At 45.6% G+C, this 15268-nt stretch carries 11 protein-coding genes and 4 tRNA genes; 11 read left to right on the top strand and 4 right to left on the bottom strand.

Translation table 11 applies throughout. From position 1 onward, the window contains the following. Positions 1-140 precede the first annotated feature (140 nt). Both L1D22_RS19140 and L1D22_RS19135 read left to right on the top strand, forming a co-directional pair. Complete coding sequence (locus tag L1D22_RS19140) at positions 141-1358, top strand: Bcr/CflA family multidrug efflux MFS transporter (RefSeq protein ID WP_239830877.1); 1218 nt, start codon at positions 141-143, stop codon at positions 1356-1358. Next, on the top strand, positions 1358-2017 hold the full coding sequence (locus L1D22_RS19135) for a DUF2913 family protein (RefSeq protein ID WP_008222810.1): 660 nt from the start codon (positions 1358-1360) through the stop codon (positions 2015-2017). Before L1D22_RS19140 ends, L1D22_RS19135 begins: the two co-directional genes overlap by 1 nt. A gap of 190 nt (positions 2018-2207) precedes the next feature. Here L1D22_RS19135 and L1D22_RS19130 read toward each other — a convergent pair whose 3' ends face one another. The 3 genes from L1D22_RS19130 to yeiP all read right to left on the bottom strand — a co-directional run bounded on the left by L1D22_RS19130 (position 2208) and on the right by yeiP (position 3747). Beyond that, the gene (locus tag L1D22_RS19130) at positions 2208-2690 is read right to left on the bottom strand and encodes an RNA methyltransferase (protein ID WP_017629620.1); all 483 of its coding nucleotides are present in this window, start codon (positions 2688-2690) and stop codon (positions 2208-2210) included. A gap of 147 nt (positions 2691-2837) precedes the next feature. Continuing rightward, entirely contained in the window at positions 2838-3167 is a 330-nt protein-coding gene (locus L1D22_RS19125; RefSeq protein WP_017055114.1) for an HI1450 family dsDNA-mimic protein, read from the bottom strand. Positions 3168-3177: 10 nt separating this feature from the next. After that, positions 3178-3747 carry an elongation factor P-like protein YeiP gene (gene yeiP / locus L1D22_RS19120; RefSeq protein WP_017055115.1) on the bottom strand — a complete coding sequence of 190 codons (570 nt, stop codon included), beginning with the start codon at positions 3745-3747 and terminating at the stop codon, positions 3178-3180. Between the two features lie 137 nt (positions 3748-3884). On the opposite strand from yeiP, the gene L1D22_RS19115 reads away from it, so the two are divergent. After that, on the top strand, positions 3885-4652 hold the full coding sequence (locus tag L1D22_RS19115) for a nucleotidyltransferase domain-containing protein (protein ID WP_239830876.1): 768 nt from the start codon (positions 3885-3887) through the stop codon (positions 4650-4652). An 85-nt stretch (positions 4653-4737) separates the two neighbouring features. On the opposite strand, the gene L1D22_RS19110 is transcribed toward L1D22_RS19115, so the two are convergent. Continuing rightward, positions 4738-7101 carry a DNA polymerase II gene (locus L1D22_RS19110; protein ID WP_239830875.1) on the bottom strand — a complete coding sequence of 788 codons (2364 nt, stop codon included), beginning with the start codon at positions 7099-7101 and terminating at the stop codon, positions 4738-4740. Positions 7102-7527: 426 nt separating this feature from the next. Here L1D22_RS19110 and uvrY point away from each other — a divergent pair, with 426 nt between their 5' ends. The 8 genes from uvrY (at position 7528) to L1D22_RS19070 (ending at position 15266) form a co-directional block, all read left to right on the top strand. Then, a complete protein-coding gene (gene uvrY, locus L1D22_RS19105; protein ID WP_026084475.1) occupies positions 7528-8172 on the top strand; it encodes a UvrY/SirA/GacA family response regulator transcription factor in 645 nt (214 codons plus the stop codon). A 15-nt stretch (positions 8173-8187) separates the two neighbouring features. Next, entirely contained in the window at positions 8188-10020 is a 1833-nt protein-coding gene (gene uvrC, locus L1D22_RS19100; RefSeq protein WP_345772815.1) for an excinuclease ABC subunit UvrC, read from the top strand. Between the two features lie 46 nt (positions 10021-10066). After that, positions 10067-10624 carry a CDP-diacylglycerol--glycerol-3-phosphate 3-phosphatidyltransferase gene (pgsA, locus tag L1D22_RS19095; protein WP_017061490.1) on the top strand — a complete coding sequence of 186 codons (558 nt, stop codon included), beginning with the start codon at positions 10067-10069 and terminating at the stop codon, positions 10622-10624. Positions 10625-10890: 266 nt separating this feature from the next. After that, positions 10891-10964: transfer RNA gene (locus tag L1D22_RS19090), tRNA-Cys, on the top strand. A gap of 37 nt (positions 10965-11001) precedes the next feature. Further along, positions 11002-11077 (top strand) — tRNA-Gly (locus L1D22_RS19085). Positions 11078-11157: 80 nt separating this feature from the next. Further along, positions 11158-11244 (top strand) — tRNA-Leu (locus L1D22_RS19080). A 32-nt stretch (positions 11245-11276) separates the two neighbouring features. After that, positions 11277-11352: transfer RNA gene (locus L1D22_RS19075), tRNA-Gly, on the top strand. Positions 11353-12326: 974 nt separating this feature from the next. After that, a complete protein-coding gene (locus L1D22_RS19070) occupies positions 12327-15266 on the top strand; it encodes a pyridoxal phosphate-dependent class III aminotransferase (RefSeq protein WP_239830874.1) in 2940 nt (979 codons plus the stop codon). Positions 15267-15268: the final 2 nt, after the last annotated feature.

The raw sequence follows: 15268 nt of genomic DNA, 5'->3' as shown, positions 1-15268 counted from the left end.
AAATAGCCCTTTCGTTGTAAAGCCGACCATGGATAGCGTCGGCTGATGATGTTGACTGGTACTAGGAAAGTCTCAGCCAATCTTTTGACTTGCGTGCTCACGTAGGTCCCTAGCTCTATCAGTTGAACATTCGGAGAACCATGCAGACATCTACCACACAGAGCCCAAGCTCCCAACCTGAAACTCCTCAATTAGGCTTAATGCTGTTTTTGATTCTCGGTGCAATTGGCGCACTGACGCCGCTCGCGATCGATATGTATTTGCCGGCAATGCCGACCATTGCTAAAGATCTTGGTGTAACGGCGGGTGAAGTACAAATCACGCTAACAGCTTATACCGCAGGTTTCGCGTTGGGGCAGTTACTGCACGGTCCATTAGCCGACAGTTATGGTCGCAAGCCCGTTCTACTGATTGGTGTATTCTTCTTTGCGATCGCGTCTGTCGTGAGTGCAACCACACATGGCATTGAAGCGCTGACTTACATTCGCACTGCACAAGGTTTTGCTGGCGCTGCAGCAGCTGTAATCATCCAAGCGGTTGTACGTGACATGTTTGATCGTGAAGATTTTGCGAGAACCATGTCTTTCGTTACCTTGGTGATGACAGTCGCACCATTAGTTGCTCCAATGATTGGCGGTTACTTGGCATTGTGGTTCGGCTGGCGTTCAATTTTCTGGGTATTGGCTATTTTTGCGGTGATCGTAATTCTAGCGGTATCGATGAAGATTCCAGAAACGCTGCCGGTAGAAAACCGACAGCCACTGCGTTTCAAAACGACGATTCGTAACTACGCTCGTTTATGTAAAAACCCGACGGCTATGGGCCTGATTTTCTCGGGTGCATTCTCTTTCTCGGGAATGTTCGCATTCTTAACGGCAGGTTCTTTCGTTTACATCGACATCTATGGTGTTCGACCTGATTTGTTTGGTTACTTGTTTGGCTTGAACATTGTCGCGATGATTTTGATGACGAGCATTAATGGCCGAATCGTGAAGAAAGTAGGCTCTCACGCGATGCTAAAATTGGGCTTATCCATTCAATTGTTAGCGGGTTTAGGTTTGTTGGTCGGTTGGTCATTAGATATCGGCCTGTGGGGTATTGTGCCATTTGTGATGCTGTTTATCGGCACACTGTCTACCATTGGTAGTAACTCAATGGCGCTGCTTTTAAGCGGATACCCGAATATGGCCGGCACAGCTTCTTCGCTGGCGGGCACATTAAGATTTGGTACTGGTTCTGTGGTTGGAGCAATTGTCGCAATGCTACCAAGTGATACTGCAGGGCCAATGGCTATGGTGATGGCAGCATGTGCAATACTGTCAGCATTACTATATTGGACATTAGGAAAGAAGGCATAATGTCAAAATACTATATTGAAATTCAGAAGCTTGTGAACACCGCACTTGGTGAGCTTTACGCACTACACAAGTCAGGCAAAGCGATTGACGCACCTATCGCAAACAACCTATACCTTGTTCGCTGGGTAACTAAAGCAATTAAAGCACAAGCGTATGATCGTGTTGTTGTGCCTGATTTGGTTCGCTGGCAAAAGCAGGGGCGTTCAAAGGGTAACAACTCTGATTTAACTTTTACGTTTAAGCGAATCTCAGCGTTTTACGCTCAGTTCTTCCCAGAAGGTGAAGAGCCTAAAGCACTGAAAGACAGTGACGTTGAAGCCTTTATGGACAAGATGTACGAGATGGGTTGGAGTGTATCGAGCGAAGATGAGCTAACCACGGGTGGCAAAATTCAGTTCTTTACCGATGGTGAGCACTCATTCGCGCTATGTGGTAAGCAGTGTGATGACTCTTTCGACGGTGAGTTGATGGTTAAGCCGATGAACTGGTTTGTTCGTGGTAACCACGCTGAGTTTATCCAAGCGGCGATGGAAGCAGGCTTCATGCTTCACAAAGTGACGGACTACAAGTCTGCCGTGAAGTACCACGGTGAATACATCGTGTACCCAGCGAACCAAGGCAACCAATTGGCTGAGATCCCAATTAGCTTTGTTGGTTAATGGATAGATACGAGATGCGAGATTAGAGATACGAAGAGCGGAATTATCCGCTCTTTTTGTTTGCTTCTTATAGCGCCAGTCGCCACTCGAATCCCGCATCTGCTTTTAGTCTTTCGCATCCCGTTACCCGAATCTCGCATCTGCTTTTAGTCTTTTGCATCTCGCCACTCGAATCCCGTATCCGTTTCTTCTACTTATGATTCGAAAAGTTATCGCCTTTCGCTAATCGATCGTAAAGCACAACGTTCACTGATGCGGCTAAGTTCATACAGCCATTCGTTGGGACGTAAATCGTCTCACGACAGAAGTCGGTGATCTCTTTCTTTAGCGTGCCGTCTTCAGGGCCAAAGATGTAAAACGCGCGTGGTGGGTGCTTGTAATCCGGTAGAGGCTTTGCGCCTTCAATCAGATCGACAGCAACAGGTACGCAGCCTACTGGAATAATGTCTTTCAGATCTTCAACACCAATCAGAGGCAGCGCTAGGTGCTTCTCTTTGGTATCGGTATGGAATTTTCGCGCGTGGTCGTAGCGTGTGCCCGTGTAAAATACAGAGTTGGCGCCGTAGCAGCCAGCCGCTCGCATTACTGAGCCTACGTTTTCAGGCGTCTTTGGGTTAACTAGGCCAATGCAGGCATAGCCTTTCGATTGTGTGTCTGTTTTTGCTTTGGTCATAATCAGTGAATCTAACGTTGATGATGAAAGTGGGTATTCACGATGAGAAATAGCGTAATAAAAATAGCCGAGCAATGGGCTCGGCTAACTTTTAACTCGCGTACATGAATACTTGTTTACTCATGCAGATGAGCGTCAACAGCGGTATTAGTCGCGTTTCCACAGCATGTGACAGAACTTATGGTCTGGATCACGGCTGATTAGCATGCGAGCAAATACGTCGTCTAGAACGTCATCAGCTTCATTCACAAGACCAATGCGCACTTCAGCGTAGATTTCTTTGTCGACTTCAAAGCCAACATGTTCAACCCAATCATCGCCAGTTTCAACAAGCTCTGCTGCGCCACGATCTTCAAACTGAGCCGTGAAAAGAATCACGTCTGCAGGTTCTAGGTTGTCAGGTGCCATCTCTAGGAAGATGTCGTATGCAGTGTCAATTGCGTCGTCATAAGACATTAGGTCGTTAGCTTCGGTCATAATAAGTATCTTAGCTTGCGCGGTTCATGTATTTACGTTCAGCAGTGTTTACTACTACTTTGTCGCCAGTCGCGATGTACTCAGGTACTTGGATTGTAAGACCTGTAGAAAGACGAGCAGGCTTAGTACGAGCAGACGCTGATGCACCTTTGATTGAAGGGTCAGTCTCTTCGATAACTAGCTCAACAGAGGTTGGTAGCTCAAGCGTTGCAGCGTTGCCATCGATAAGGATCGCGTACATGCCTTGAGTTTCCTCGTTGATGAACAGTAGTTCGTCTTCGATTGTTTCACCGTTGAAGATGAATTGTGTGTAATCTTCGTTGTCCATGAAGATGTACTCGTTGCCATCAACGTAAGAGAACATTACTGCACGCTTAGTTACGTCGATAGTTTCAACGATTTCGTCAGCCTTGTGGCGAACTTCAGTTTTAACGCCAGTTGCTACATCGTTACCACGGAAGCGGTAAATTTTTTGGCCACCACGGCCGCCTGGTGTTGTTACTTCGATATCTTTAACGATCACTGTTTTGCTTTCTACTGTGATAGCAAAACCTTTTTTAATTTCACTTGCTCTAGGCATTTTGTGTTTGTCCTTATTGGGTCTATCCGCTGATTATATCTCGGAGATGCTATAAATAGGAATAGCTTGAATCATAAAGTCACCTAAGCGATCATAGAGCCACAGTTAAATCATGATTTTATTTGCCGAAACGACCTATGCAGCTACCTGTTATTGACCCAACACAGCCATTTCAACCTGAATTCCAACCTGTGGTTAACGATCTGATTACCTTCTTAAAAGGTGGGTTAGGTTCTAATCTACACAGTGTCTATATTTATGGCAGTGTTGCTCGCAAGCAAGCCGTCGTCGGTCGCTCAAATCTTGATGTGGTAGTAGTGACACACCGCCCGTTTCCTGATCAGCGAACCACGCTGTTGAATACCATTAAATGGCGCTTCCAAAATAGCTTTCCGCAGGTCACTCAAGTGGCGATTAAAACCACCTTAGTGAGCGAGATAGTCGATTTCGACAACATCTTCACATGGGGCTTTATGCTCAAGCATTTGGCTGTCTGTGTGCATGGTGAAGATTTATCGGATTGCTATGGTGATTTTGAAACGAGTTGGGAAATTGCCAAGCATTGGAATATGGATGCAGAAAACTGGTTAGCGGTGTATCGCAACAAGATTGCCCGAGCAACAACGCCAGAACAACAAGTGGCCGCGCAAGTGATCATTGCCAAGAAGCTGCTAAGAGCGAGCTACTCTTTGGTGATGTACCGCGATAAGTCTTGGTTTGATGATCCTGTGGAATGTGGCCAACAGTTCTTGAAATATCACCCGGATAGAGAAGTTGAAATCCAACGATTGGGCATCTTACTTTCTGGAAGAGCGATTCCGAAGCGTTCGGTTATCGGCATTCTGGATGGTTTTGGAGAGTGGCTGGTTAAGCAGTACCAGAAAACAGAGTTTCGAATCGGATAGAGCTTCGTAACTTATAGATATAAAAAAGCAGAGCGAATTGAACATTCCTCTGCTTTTTTGTTTTAATGAAACCTAGACAAAAATCTTAGAATAGACCTAACTGCTGCCCGCTGACTCTCTCAAAATCTAAACCGATGAAGGGTAAAATAGCCTCTGCGACCGGTTTAATTTGTTTGTCGATGTAATGCTGATAATCGATACCGCTCTTTAAATACTCTTTCGGCTCAGGGCCACTCAGAGTAATCAGATATTCAATACGCCCTTTGTTCTGGTATTGAAGCGGACGACCGAGCTGAGCGTTGATCTCATCGGCCAATCTTGCCGCGCGAACTTGTGGTGGAATGTTCTTCTGGTATTCATGTAGCTTACGACGCAGACGTTTTTGATACACCAGTAAATCATCGTGCTTACCTGCTGAAGTCTCATCAACAAACTGTCTCACGTAGTCGGTTGGATCTTGGTCATGAAACACCATCTCATACAGCGTTTGTTGGAACTGTTGTGCTAACGGTGTCCAGTCTGTTCGTGCGCTCTCAAGCCCTTTGAAAATGATCTTCTCTTGATCGCCTTGATTGATTAAACCGGCATAGCGCTTCTTCGAGCCTGTTTCTGAACCTCGAATGGTTGGCATCAGGAATTTGCGATAGTGAGTCTCATATTCCAATTCAAGTATAGAGGTTAGGTTGTAGGTCTCTTTGAGGTGATTCGTCCACCAATCGTTGATGTAAGCGACAAGTTCATTCCCGATCTCGTCGGCTTGTTGTTGTTCATAACTGTCATTCAGAGACACGAAGGTTGAATCGGTGTCGCCGTAGATCACTTGATAGCCTTTATCTTCGATAAGCACTTTGGTCTGCTTCATGATTTCATGGCCACGCATGGTGATCGATGAGGCTAGGCGAGTATCAAAGAAGCGGCAACCAGACGAACCCAACACACCATAAAACGAGTTCATGATGATCTTAATGGCTTGAGAGAAGGCTTTTTCGTTGTTCTTCTTTGCTACATCACGAGCAGCCCATAAGTTCTCGATCATCTCAGGCAGAAAGTGCTTAGAGCGATGGAATTGACCGCCTCGAAAACCATCAACGGCTTGGTCTTCAGCTGGGCCAAGTTCTAACTTTAAACCCTCGATTAGCCCCATAGGGTCAATCAAAAACGAGCGAATGATTGAAGGGTATAGGCTCTTAAAATCGAGAACCAAAACCGAGTCGTAAAGGTTAGGAATTGAATCCATCACGTAGCCACCGGGGCTGGCGATCCAATTCTCAGGCTCTAAGTTCGGCGCGACATAACCGGCTCTGTGTATCTGTGGTAGGTATAAATTAGTAAAAGCAGCAACAGAACCGCCAACACGATCAAGCTCTACACCAGTCAGTCGTGAACGCTCAATAGCGAAGTCGAGTAGGTGAGTATGTTCGAAGATTCGGTTTACTAACACACAGTCTTGAAGGTTGTACTTAGCGAGTGAAGGCTTATCGAACTTAAACATCCGGTTGATCTCATCCATGCGGTCATGAACGTTGTGGATGTCTTTGCCTTCGCCGAGTAGCTCTTGCGATACCGACTCCAGTGACCAAGACCGGAAGTGGTAGGTCGCTGTTTTAAGCATGTCGATACCATCCAAGACAACACGGCCTGGAATCGTTATAAAGCCTTGCTGGTTTTGTGCAGAGCTGCGAAAGAAGCTGGGTTGATTGTCTCGACCAATGCCGAGCTTAACTTCATTCCATTCTGAACGTTTGTGCAGCAGCCTAAAGTCGAAATCGATGACGTTCCAACCAATGATGATGTCAGGGTCAAACTCAGAGAACCAAGCAATCATGGCCTCTAGAAGAGCTTTTTCGTTGGCAACCCATTGGATGTTGGTGTTTGCTTGTTGCGGTTCGCCGATCATGATCACTCGGCTATCCATTGGACTATCTAAGCCGATGGAGTAGAGCACACCTTTCTCGGAACACTCGATGTCCAGTGAGACCACTGACAAGCTAGGTAAGTAGTTTCCTGATCGGCATTTTGCGTTTGATACTCTGCGATGCTGGTTCTTTTGTACAGCCGTGCCCGTGTATTCGATGCTTCCTTTGATAAAGCGTTCCATCAAGAATCGGTCAGCGAGTCGAATGTCGCTTTCAAAGGTTTGGATCTCTTCGTTATGGAAGGCTTGCGCTAGGCCAAAGCTGCTTCTTGAAAGCGAGGTGTAACAAGCCGCGAGAGGCGTTTGTTCGAAGGTCGCGAGTTCTAAGGGCTTAAACTGGCAGTCTATCGATTCTTTTGCCGCAATAGCCTGACACGCAGGTACATCAGATTGAGCGACAAAAAATACAGGCTTTTCATTTTGAATGGTCAGCAGAGTCGGGCCTTGAGGGGTACTTAGCCACAAATCGATTTGTGTGCGCCCTGAAAAATCTCTTGCTTGCCTAGTGAGTACAAAGCCTTGCTGAATATCCAATGTAGTAACCTATTGAAACTGGGAATCGAATACTACCATCTAGCGCTGGATTCCGCACAATAGGCTAGACAAATAGTCATTAATTTATCGTTAATAGCATTGAATAACGGGACGATATAAGCAAAAAAGTGAAATTGTCACGAATGGTTATTCAATGGTATTGAAAATATCTTTATCTTGTGTAATTTTATTGGGCGTTGTTTTAACTAGTTGATTTTTACCAAAAGCTTGTTGTTTTAGCTGGCTTATTTATAAATAAGTACTTGCTAAAGTTCGTGTTTCAGCACATATTCAACAGAGCTTTTTTTTACTAATTAAGTTAAGATGTACTCAATGCTGCGATCCACTGTTCCTTTGTTCAATTGTTTCAAACAGATGAAACGACACAGTGGTTGCAGAGCCAATTAATAGTGTGGAGATACAAGTTTGATAAATGTTTTCCTTGTAGATGATCACGAGCTGGTTCGCACAGGGATACGACGTATTATTGAAGACGTCCGTGGAATGAACGTAGCAGGGGAAGCTGAAAGCGGTGAAGATGCTGCAAAATGGTGTCGTACTAACAATACAGACGTTATTTTGATGGATATGAATATGCCTGGTATTGGTGGCTTAGAAGCAACCAAGAAAATCTTGCGTTTCAACCCTGATATTAAAATCATCGTTTTAACTGTTCATACGGAAAATCCGTTTCCAACTAAAGTGATGCAAGCTGGAGCTGCAGGTTACCTTACTAAAGGTGCAGGTCCGGATGAAATGGTAAATGCAATTCGAGTGGTTAACAGTGGCCAACGATACATTTCACCAGAAATTGCGCAGCAGATGGCATTGAGCCAATTCTCGCCTGCGTCTGAAAATCCATTCGCAGACTTATCTGAACGTGAACTTCAAATCATGATGATGATTACCAAAGGTCAGAAAGTGACGGATATTTCAGAACAACTCAATCTAAGTCCTAAGACAGTCAACAGTTACCGCTACCGTTTGTTCAGCAAGCTGGATATCAGTGGCGATGTAGAGCTGACGCACTTAGCGATTAGACATGGAATGTTAGACACTGAGACCCTTTAACACTGAGATCGTATAGTGACCAACTTGTTTGACTCAGTCTCATTCCTCAAGACAGTAACAGAACAGCCCGGCGTTTATCGAATGTATAACGCCGAGGCTGTCGTTATTTACGTCGGTAAAGCTAAGAACCTCAAAAAACGCCTTTCCAGTTATTTCCGTAAAAAAGTCGACAGTGAAAAAACACGCGCTCTGGTCAGCAATATTGACAAGATCGATGTCACTGTAACGCACACGGAAACCGAAGCTCTTATTCTTGAGCACAACTACATCAAGCAGTATCTACCGAAATACAACGTACTTCTGCGTGATGATAAGTCGTACCCTTATATTTTCATTAGCGGTCACAAGCATCCTCGTTTGTCGATGCACCGTGGTGCTAAAAAGAAAAAGGGTGAATATTTTGGTCCTTATCCTGACTCCGGCGCTGTGCGTGAGACACTACACCTAATCCAAAAAATCTTTCCTGCTCGTCAGTGTGAAGACACGGTTTATGCTAACAGAACGCGCCCATGCTTGATGTATCAAATTGGTCGTTGTGCTGCGCCATGTGTTAGCTCAATTATCTCTGATGAAGAGTACAGCGAGCTTATCGACTATGTTCGTCTATTCCTGCAAGGGAAAGATAAGCTGGTGCTAGAAACGCTCATCGAAAAGATGGACACGGCCAGCCGAGAGCTTCGCTTTGAACAAGCCGCCGCTTTCCGCGATCAAATCCAAGCGATTCGACGTGTGCAAGAACAACAGTATGTATCTGACGACTCTATGGAAGATATGGATGTGTTGGGGTTTGCTCAAGAGAATGGCGTGGCGTGTATTCATATCTTGATGATTCGCCAAGGCAAAGTCTTAGGTAGCCGCAGCCACTTCCCTAAGATTCCAAACAATACGGTGCGAGAAGAGGTCTTTTCGAGCTTTTTAAGTCAGTATTACTTAGCGCATAATGAAGCTAGAACCATCCCAACCCGTTTGATTCTGAACGCAGACCTAATGGAAGACGTCACACCGATTCAAGAAGCTTTGTGTGAGGTTGCGGGTCGTGAGATCCATTTCAACACTAACCCTTCTGGTACTCGCGGTCGCTACCTTAAATTGTCGAACACTAACGCGTTAACGGCGATTACGACCAAGATTAATCACAAGATGACGATTAATCAGCGCTTCAAAGAGCTGCAAGAAGTGCTGTCGATGGATGCGATTAAGCGCATGGAATGTTTCGATATCAGTCATACCATGGGTGAAAGCACGATCGCCTCTTGTGTGGTGTTTAATCAAGAAGGTCCTGTTAAGCCGGAATACCGCCGTTACAACATCACTGGCATTACCGGTGGTGATGACTACGCGGCAATGGCTCAGGCGCTTGAGAGACGTTATTCGAAGCAGCTTGATGTAGACAAGATCCCTGACATCATCTTTATCGATGGTGGTAAAGGACAGCTTAACCGTGCTCACGAGATTATTTCTCAATATTGGGGGGACTGGCCGTTTAGACCGAGAATGATGGGTATCGCGAAAGGGGTAACCCGTAAACCTGGTTTAGAGACTCTAGTGACCCTTGAAGGTGAAGAGTTTAATTTGCCAAGTGATGCACCAGCGCTGCACCTTATTCAACACATTCGAGATGAAAGCCATAATCATGCGATTGCAGGGCACCGAGCGAAACGCGGTAAAACGCGCAGAACCAGTGCTTTGGAAGGAATTGAAGGGGTAGGGCCTAAGCGTCGTCAAGCTTTGCTGAAATATATGGGTGGCTTACAAGAACTTAAGCGTGCAACTGTCGAAGAAATAGCCAAAGTGCCGGGCATTAGTCATTCTTTGGCAGAAAACATTTATCAAGCATTGAAACAATAGTAAAAATCCCGCACCATTAAAGCGCAATTAATAAGAGCCCAATAATATGCGTTTGAATATACCTAACATTTTGTCCTTACTGAGACTATTTTTGATCCCAGTATTCGTTGTTGTTTTTTACCTACCTTATCAATGGGCTCCTTTTGCTGCTGCGATGGTGTTTTGGGTAGCAGGTTTTACTGACTGGCTAGATGGTATGCTTGCTCGTAAGTTAGGGCAAACATCTCGCTTCGGCGCATTTATTGACCCAGTGGCCGATAAAGTGCTGGTGGCTACGGCTCTTATTCTGATTACTGAACACTATCATTCGATTTGGATAACTATTCCAGCGGTGACCATGATTGCTCGTGAGATCATCATCTCAGCGCTTCGTGAATGGATGGCCGAAATCGGTAAACGCGCAAGTGTTGCGGTATCTTGGGTTGGTAAAGTCAAAACGGTTTCTCAGATGTTCGCTCTTTGGGTACTTATCTGGAGATACGACGACTGGATGGTGTGGGTAGGTTACATTGCACTGTATGTTGCAACTGTTCTGACTTATTGGTCAATGGCGCAATACTTGATGGCCGCCAAAGATGATTTGTTAGACGAAAAACACCATTGATGAAGAAGCGAGCTGAGGCTCGCTTTTTTGATCTTTAACCTAAGGCTAAGTTATCAATACTGGATATCTAATGTGATATAGATCTCCTTTGAATAACCTGCTCACAGTGTCTTTTGCACATAAAGTCAGCTATTTGGCCTGTTTCGTATGAAATCTATTCAAACGAATTAAAAATACAAAAATAATATTGACTCAATCGTCTGAATCCGTAGAATGCATCCCGTACCCAAGAGGATGGCAATGAGCGATTCGATTGGAGTTATTAAGGCGCCTTGGCAGAGTGGCTATGCAGCGGATTGCAAATCCGTGGACCTCGGTTCGACTCCGGGAGGCGCCTCCATTCTCTCTTTCATTTTAGAAAGCTGATGAATGAAAATGCGATACTAGCTCAGTTGGTAGAGCGCAACCTTGCCAAGGTTGAGGTCATCGGTTCGAACCCGATGTATCGCTCCAAATTTTGTAATGTTGATTGGCGTCAGCATTAAGATGGTGTTTTACTTTTCAGTAATCGGCATCGCAATAAAAAATTGCGTGCCCTGGTGGTGGAATTGGTAGACACAAGGGATTTAAAATCCCTCGACGTTCGCGTTGTGCCGGTTCAAGTCCGGCCCGGGGCACCATCTATTAAAGTCTTTATCTCGATAAAGCAAATGCGATACTAGCTCAGTTGGTAGAGCGCAACCTTGCCAAGGTTGAGGTCATCGGTTCGAACCCGATGTATCGCTCCAAATTAAAAAGCCCGAACAGAAATGTTCGGGCTTTTTGGTTTCTGTCGTTTAGTGTTTTTATATCTGTATTCATTTTTTCGAACCCGCGCCCAAGCTTCATTTCTATAACAAAACCTTCGTTATCAAATTCGTTTATATCACTCAGCTTTTAAAAGCGAGATTCCCTATGAACTCGTTCCTCGTACTAGGGAATGACGTAAACGCGAGCAGGTGATTAACTTTTCACTCCCTTGTCGTGTAGTGAACTTCGATGGTTTCAGTGCAAGATTCGCTATGAGGTCGTTTCCGATTCTAAGGAGTAACGCAAGCATCCAGCTTAAAAGCTTCTCTAGCAACGTTTCTAACCCCACGTCGTCATCCTCGGGCGCGAGGGACGAGCGAACCGGGGATCTCTGTCATGAAAGGACGTGTTGATGATATTTTCAACGATCTTTCCGTCACTTCCGTTATTTATTAAGCCATCATTAAAAACTATTGATAGTTCGTTTCACTTTATGTTACTTTCCCGCGCAATCTCGGAATGACCGATGCTCAAAAAGAGCCGTGATTGCTTCTGGGGGATACGCGTGATGACCATTCTTGCTGATTGGGACATTACGTAGGGTAGGTATTGGCTAGTCCTTTAGCTGATAGACGGGATACTTATGGCGCAGTTCGCCATGTTAATGGGAAACCCAACATTGAACACATTAACTACAACATTGCTAATCAGCTCTGCATTTCCAAAGGGACCAGCTCCTCATAGCTGCCCGATCCTGCAAAAATGTCCAATTCTTCAAAACAGTAGCATTACTGAACCTTGAGCTTTCGCTAACAATTTTTCGCTGTCTTAAGACGGCCTAATTTCGTATTCGTCATTTGACTTATGCGAGCGTACAGCTATATCTCATTTCTAGACAATACGTGTGCTTCACCATGAACTCTCTCTAAATCAACAGAGGGTCGGTGTGTCATTGCGTCTGATGGAGGTGAGTATGAACACATTCACGGGGACTTTTATGACTACCGCCTTTGAAGTCGATATCAATACTATCGCAAATTCATTTTCAACTATGGTTCCTATCGTAGAGGGAACTTACGACCTAACACCTGACGCTATTTTGCTTGAGCAAGAACAGCATGAGTCGGATGTTCGTTCTTACCCAAGACGCCTTCCTATCGCTATTAAGCGAGCATGTGGTGCCTTAGTTGAAGATACACGTGGCCAACTCTTTCTCGATTGCTTAGCCGGTGCAGGTACACTTTCTTTGGGTTATAACCACCCAGAGATTAACCAAGCACTCAAAGACCAACTTGATTCAGGTCTGCCATACCAAACTTTGGATATTACGACTCAAGCAAAAGAGACGTTTATCAAGCGAGTTAAAGCTTTTCTTCCTCAAGACTTTTCAGATAACTCGGTTCTTCAATTCTGTGGCCCGTCAGGCGCTGATGCCGTTGAAGCGGCAATCAAGCTAGCGAAGCAAACCACAGGTCGTAACACCATGTTTGCTTTCCGTGGTGCTTACCACGGCATGACCAACGGAACTATGGGCATGATGGGCAACTTAGGCACAAAAGAACGTCGTAGCGGCTTGATGTCTGACGTGCACTTTATGCCTTTCCCATACAATCTTCGCTGCCCGTTTGGCATTGGTGGTGAGGCGGGTGCTAACGCAAGCATTCGTTACATCGAACGTATGTTGAATGACGACGAGTCAGGCATCATGAAACCGGCTGCGATGATCGTTGAGCCTGTGCAAGGTGAGGGCGGTGTGATTCCAGCTCCGGCGTCTTGGTTACAAGGTTTACGTCGCATCTGTGATGAACATGGCATCCTACTTATTTTTGATGAAATCCAATGTGGTGTAGGCAAAACAGGTCATCGATTCGCATTTGAAGAGTCAGGCGTTAACCCTGATATCCTGTGTTTGTCTAAAGCAATTGGTGGCGGACTACCAATGTCGCTGCTTGTATTCGATAAGAGCATCGATACATGGAAAGCGGGTGAGCACACGGGTACTTTCCGTGGTAATCAACTGGCAATGGTGTCTGGCGCTAAAGCGTTAGAAATCATCGAGCGAGACGGTTTAGTTGAACATGCGAACATTGCAGGCCAATACTTACGTCACGGGTTAGAGAAGATTCAATCTCGCGTTAACTGTATTGCCGAAGTTCGTGGTAAAGGCTTAATGCTTGGCGCTGAGATCAAGCAACCAAACGGCGAACTTAACAAATTTGGTGAGCCGAAATCAGACGGCGAACTGACTCTAGCGATTCAACGCGCAGCATTAGAGCGTGGTTTGATGGTCGAGAAGGGCGGTCGTGATGGCTCTGTGATTCGCTTCCTACCACCGATGATTATCTCTTTCGAACAGATTGATTTTGCACTGCGCGTGATGGAAGAAGCCATTATTGCTGCTGGCGGAGGCGTTCAAGAAGATCAAGCTTCAAGTGAGCAAGCAAACCAAGAGTGGAACAAGCACTTCATTCACACAGGCTTAGGCGGTAGCGACGAATTCGCTAACGTGATGAACCAAACCACTCAAGCGATGAAAGCGGTTTTTGAGCAGGTTGAAACGCCATACTCAGGTCTAGAACCAAAAGTGCTAGAGGCTGCTATCAAGGCTGTCGATCTAGACAACAACCAACACGCTTTGGTTGACGTTGTAGATAGCACTGCAGACCTTGTCGCTGCAAACTCCATCTTCGTGCAACACCCTGACTGTATTGCACATCTTCATACTCCTCCTCTCATGGCGTCGGTCGCTGCGGAATCGATTATCGCGGCACTGAATCAATCAATGGATTCATGGGACCAAGCATCGGCTGCAACGTATGTTGAACAGCGCGTAGTTGATTGGATGTGTGACAAGTATCAACTTGGCGAGCAAGCGGATGGTGTTTTCACCAGCGGCGGCACGCAAAGTAACCTAATGGGCTTATTGCTAGCGAGAGACTGGGTTGCCGATAAGCACGATGGTCACTCAATCCAAAAGTTAGGTTTGCCAGAGTATGCAAGCAAGCTTCGTATCTTGTGTTCAAACAAATCTCACTTCACGGTTCAAAAGTCCGCTTCATTACTTGGTTTAGGCGAGAGCGCGGTGTGCTGTGTTGAAACAAACGCTAATGGCACCATCAAGCCTGATTTGTTGGACGCAGAAGTCAAAGCACTTAAAGCTCAAGGTCTGATTCCTTTTGCTGTCGTTGGTACTGCGGGCACAACCGATCACGGTGCTATCGACGACCTTGATGCGATTGCAGACATCGCAAACCAACAAGGCCTTTGGTTCCATGTCGACAGTGCTTACGGTGGCGCGCTTATCTTAAGTAGCCACAAAGCGCGCTTACAAGGCATCGAAAAAGCGGACTCTGTGAGTGTCGATTTCCACAAACTTTTCTACCAAACAATCAGCTGCGGCGCGGTGTTGTTGAAAGACAAAGCGAACTTTAAGTACCTTTTGCATCACGCAGATTACCTAAACCGTGAACACGATGAGCTGCCGAACTTAGTCGACAAGTCTATCGCGACGACCAAGCGTTTTGATGCTCTGAAAGTCTTCATGACGATGCAAAGCGTCGGTCCAAAGCAGTTGGGTGATATGTACGACCATCTTCTTGAGCAAACGCTAGAAGTGGCTGACCTGATTCAACAGCAAGCGGACTTAGAGCTACTCGCGGAGCCTTCACTATCAACAGTGCTGTTCCGATCTAAGCCGTCAGCGAACGGCGAGCTAGATTTAGACAAATTGAATCAAACGCTAAGACTGGAAGCGCTGACTCGTGGTGTTGCAGTACTCGGTGAAACGGTCGTGGATGGTAAGAGTGCGCTTAAATTCACTATCTTGAATCCGTGCCTAAAGACATCAGATTTCAAATCTCTAATTAACAAAATTCAAACTCTAGCTACTGAGCTAGCAGAACAACAAGGGTAATT

Source organism: Vibrio sp. Isolate34 (assembly GCF_022397915.1).
GTDB lineage: Bacteria > Pseudomonadota > Gammaproteobacteria > Enterobacterales > Vibrionaceae > Vibrio.
This window is presented reverse-complemented; position numbering and strand designations above follow the sequence as displayed.

What these genes read in the sequence shown, in the direction of transcription:
- L1D22_RS19140 (WP_239830877.1), top strand. Translation starts at nt 141, where the DNA reads ATGCAGACATCTACCACACAGAGCCCAAGCTCCCAACCTGAAACTCCT.
- pgsA (WP_017061490.1), top strand. Translation starts at nt 10,067, where the DNA reads ATGCGTTTGAATATACCTAACATTTTGTCCTTACTGAGACTATTTTTG.
- L1D22_RS19135 (WP_008222810.1), top strand. Translation starts at nt 1,358, where the DNA reads ATGTCAAAATACTATATTGAAATTCAGAAGCTTGTGAACACCGCACTT.
- L1D22_RS19070 (WP_239830874.1), top strand. Translation starts at nt 12,327, where the DNA reads ATGAACACATTCACGGGGACTTTTATGACTACCGCCTTTGAAGTCGAT.
- yeiP (WP_017055115.1), bottom strand. Translation starts at nt 3,747, where the DNA reads ATGCCTAGAGCAAGTGAAATTAAAAAAGGTTTTGCTATCACAGTAGAA.
- L1D22_RS19130 (WP_017629620.1), bottom strand. Translation starts at nt 2,690, where the DNA reads ATGACCAAAGCAAAAACAGACACACAATCGAAAGGCTATGCCTGCATT.
- L1D22_RS19115 (WP_239830876.1), top strand. Translation starts at nt 3,885, where the DNA reads ATGCAGCTACCTGTTATTGACCCAACACAGCCATTTCAACCTGAATTC.
- L1D22_RS19125 (WP_017055114.1), bottom strand. Translation starts at nt 3,167, where the DNA reads ATGACCGAAGCTAACGACCTAATGTCTTATGACGACGCAATTGACACT.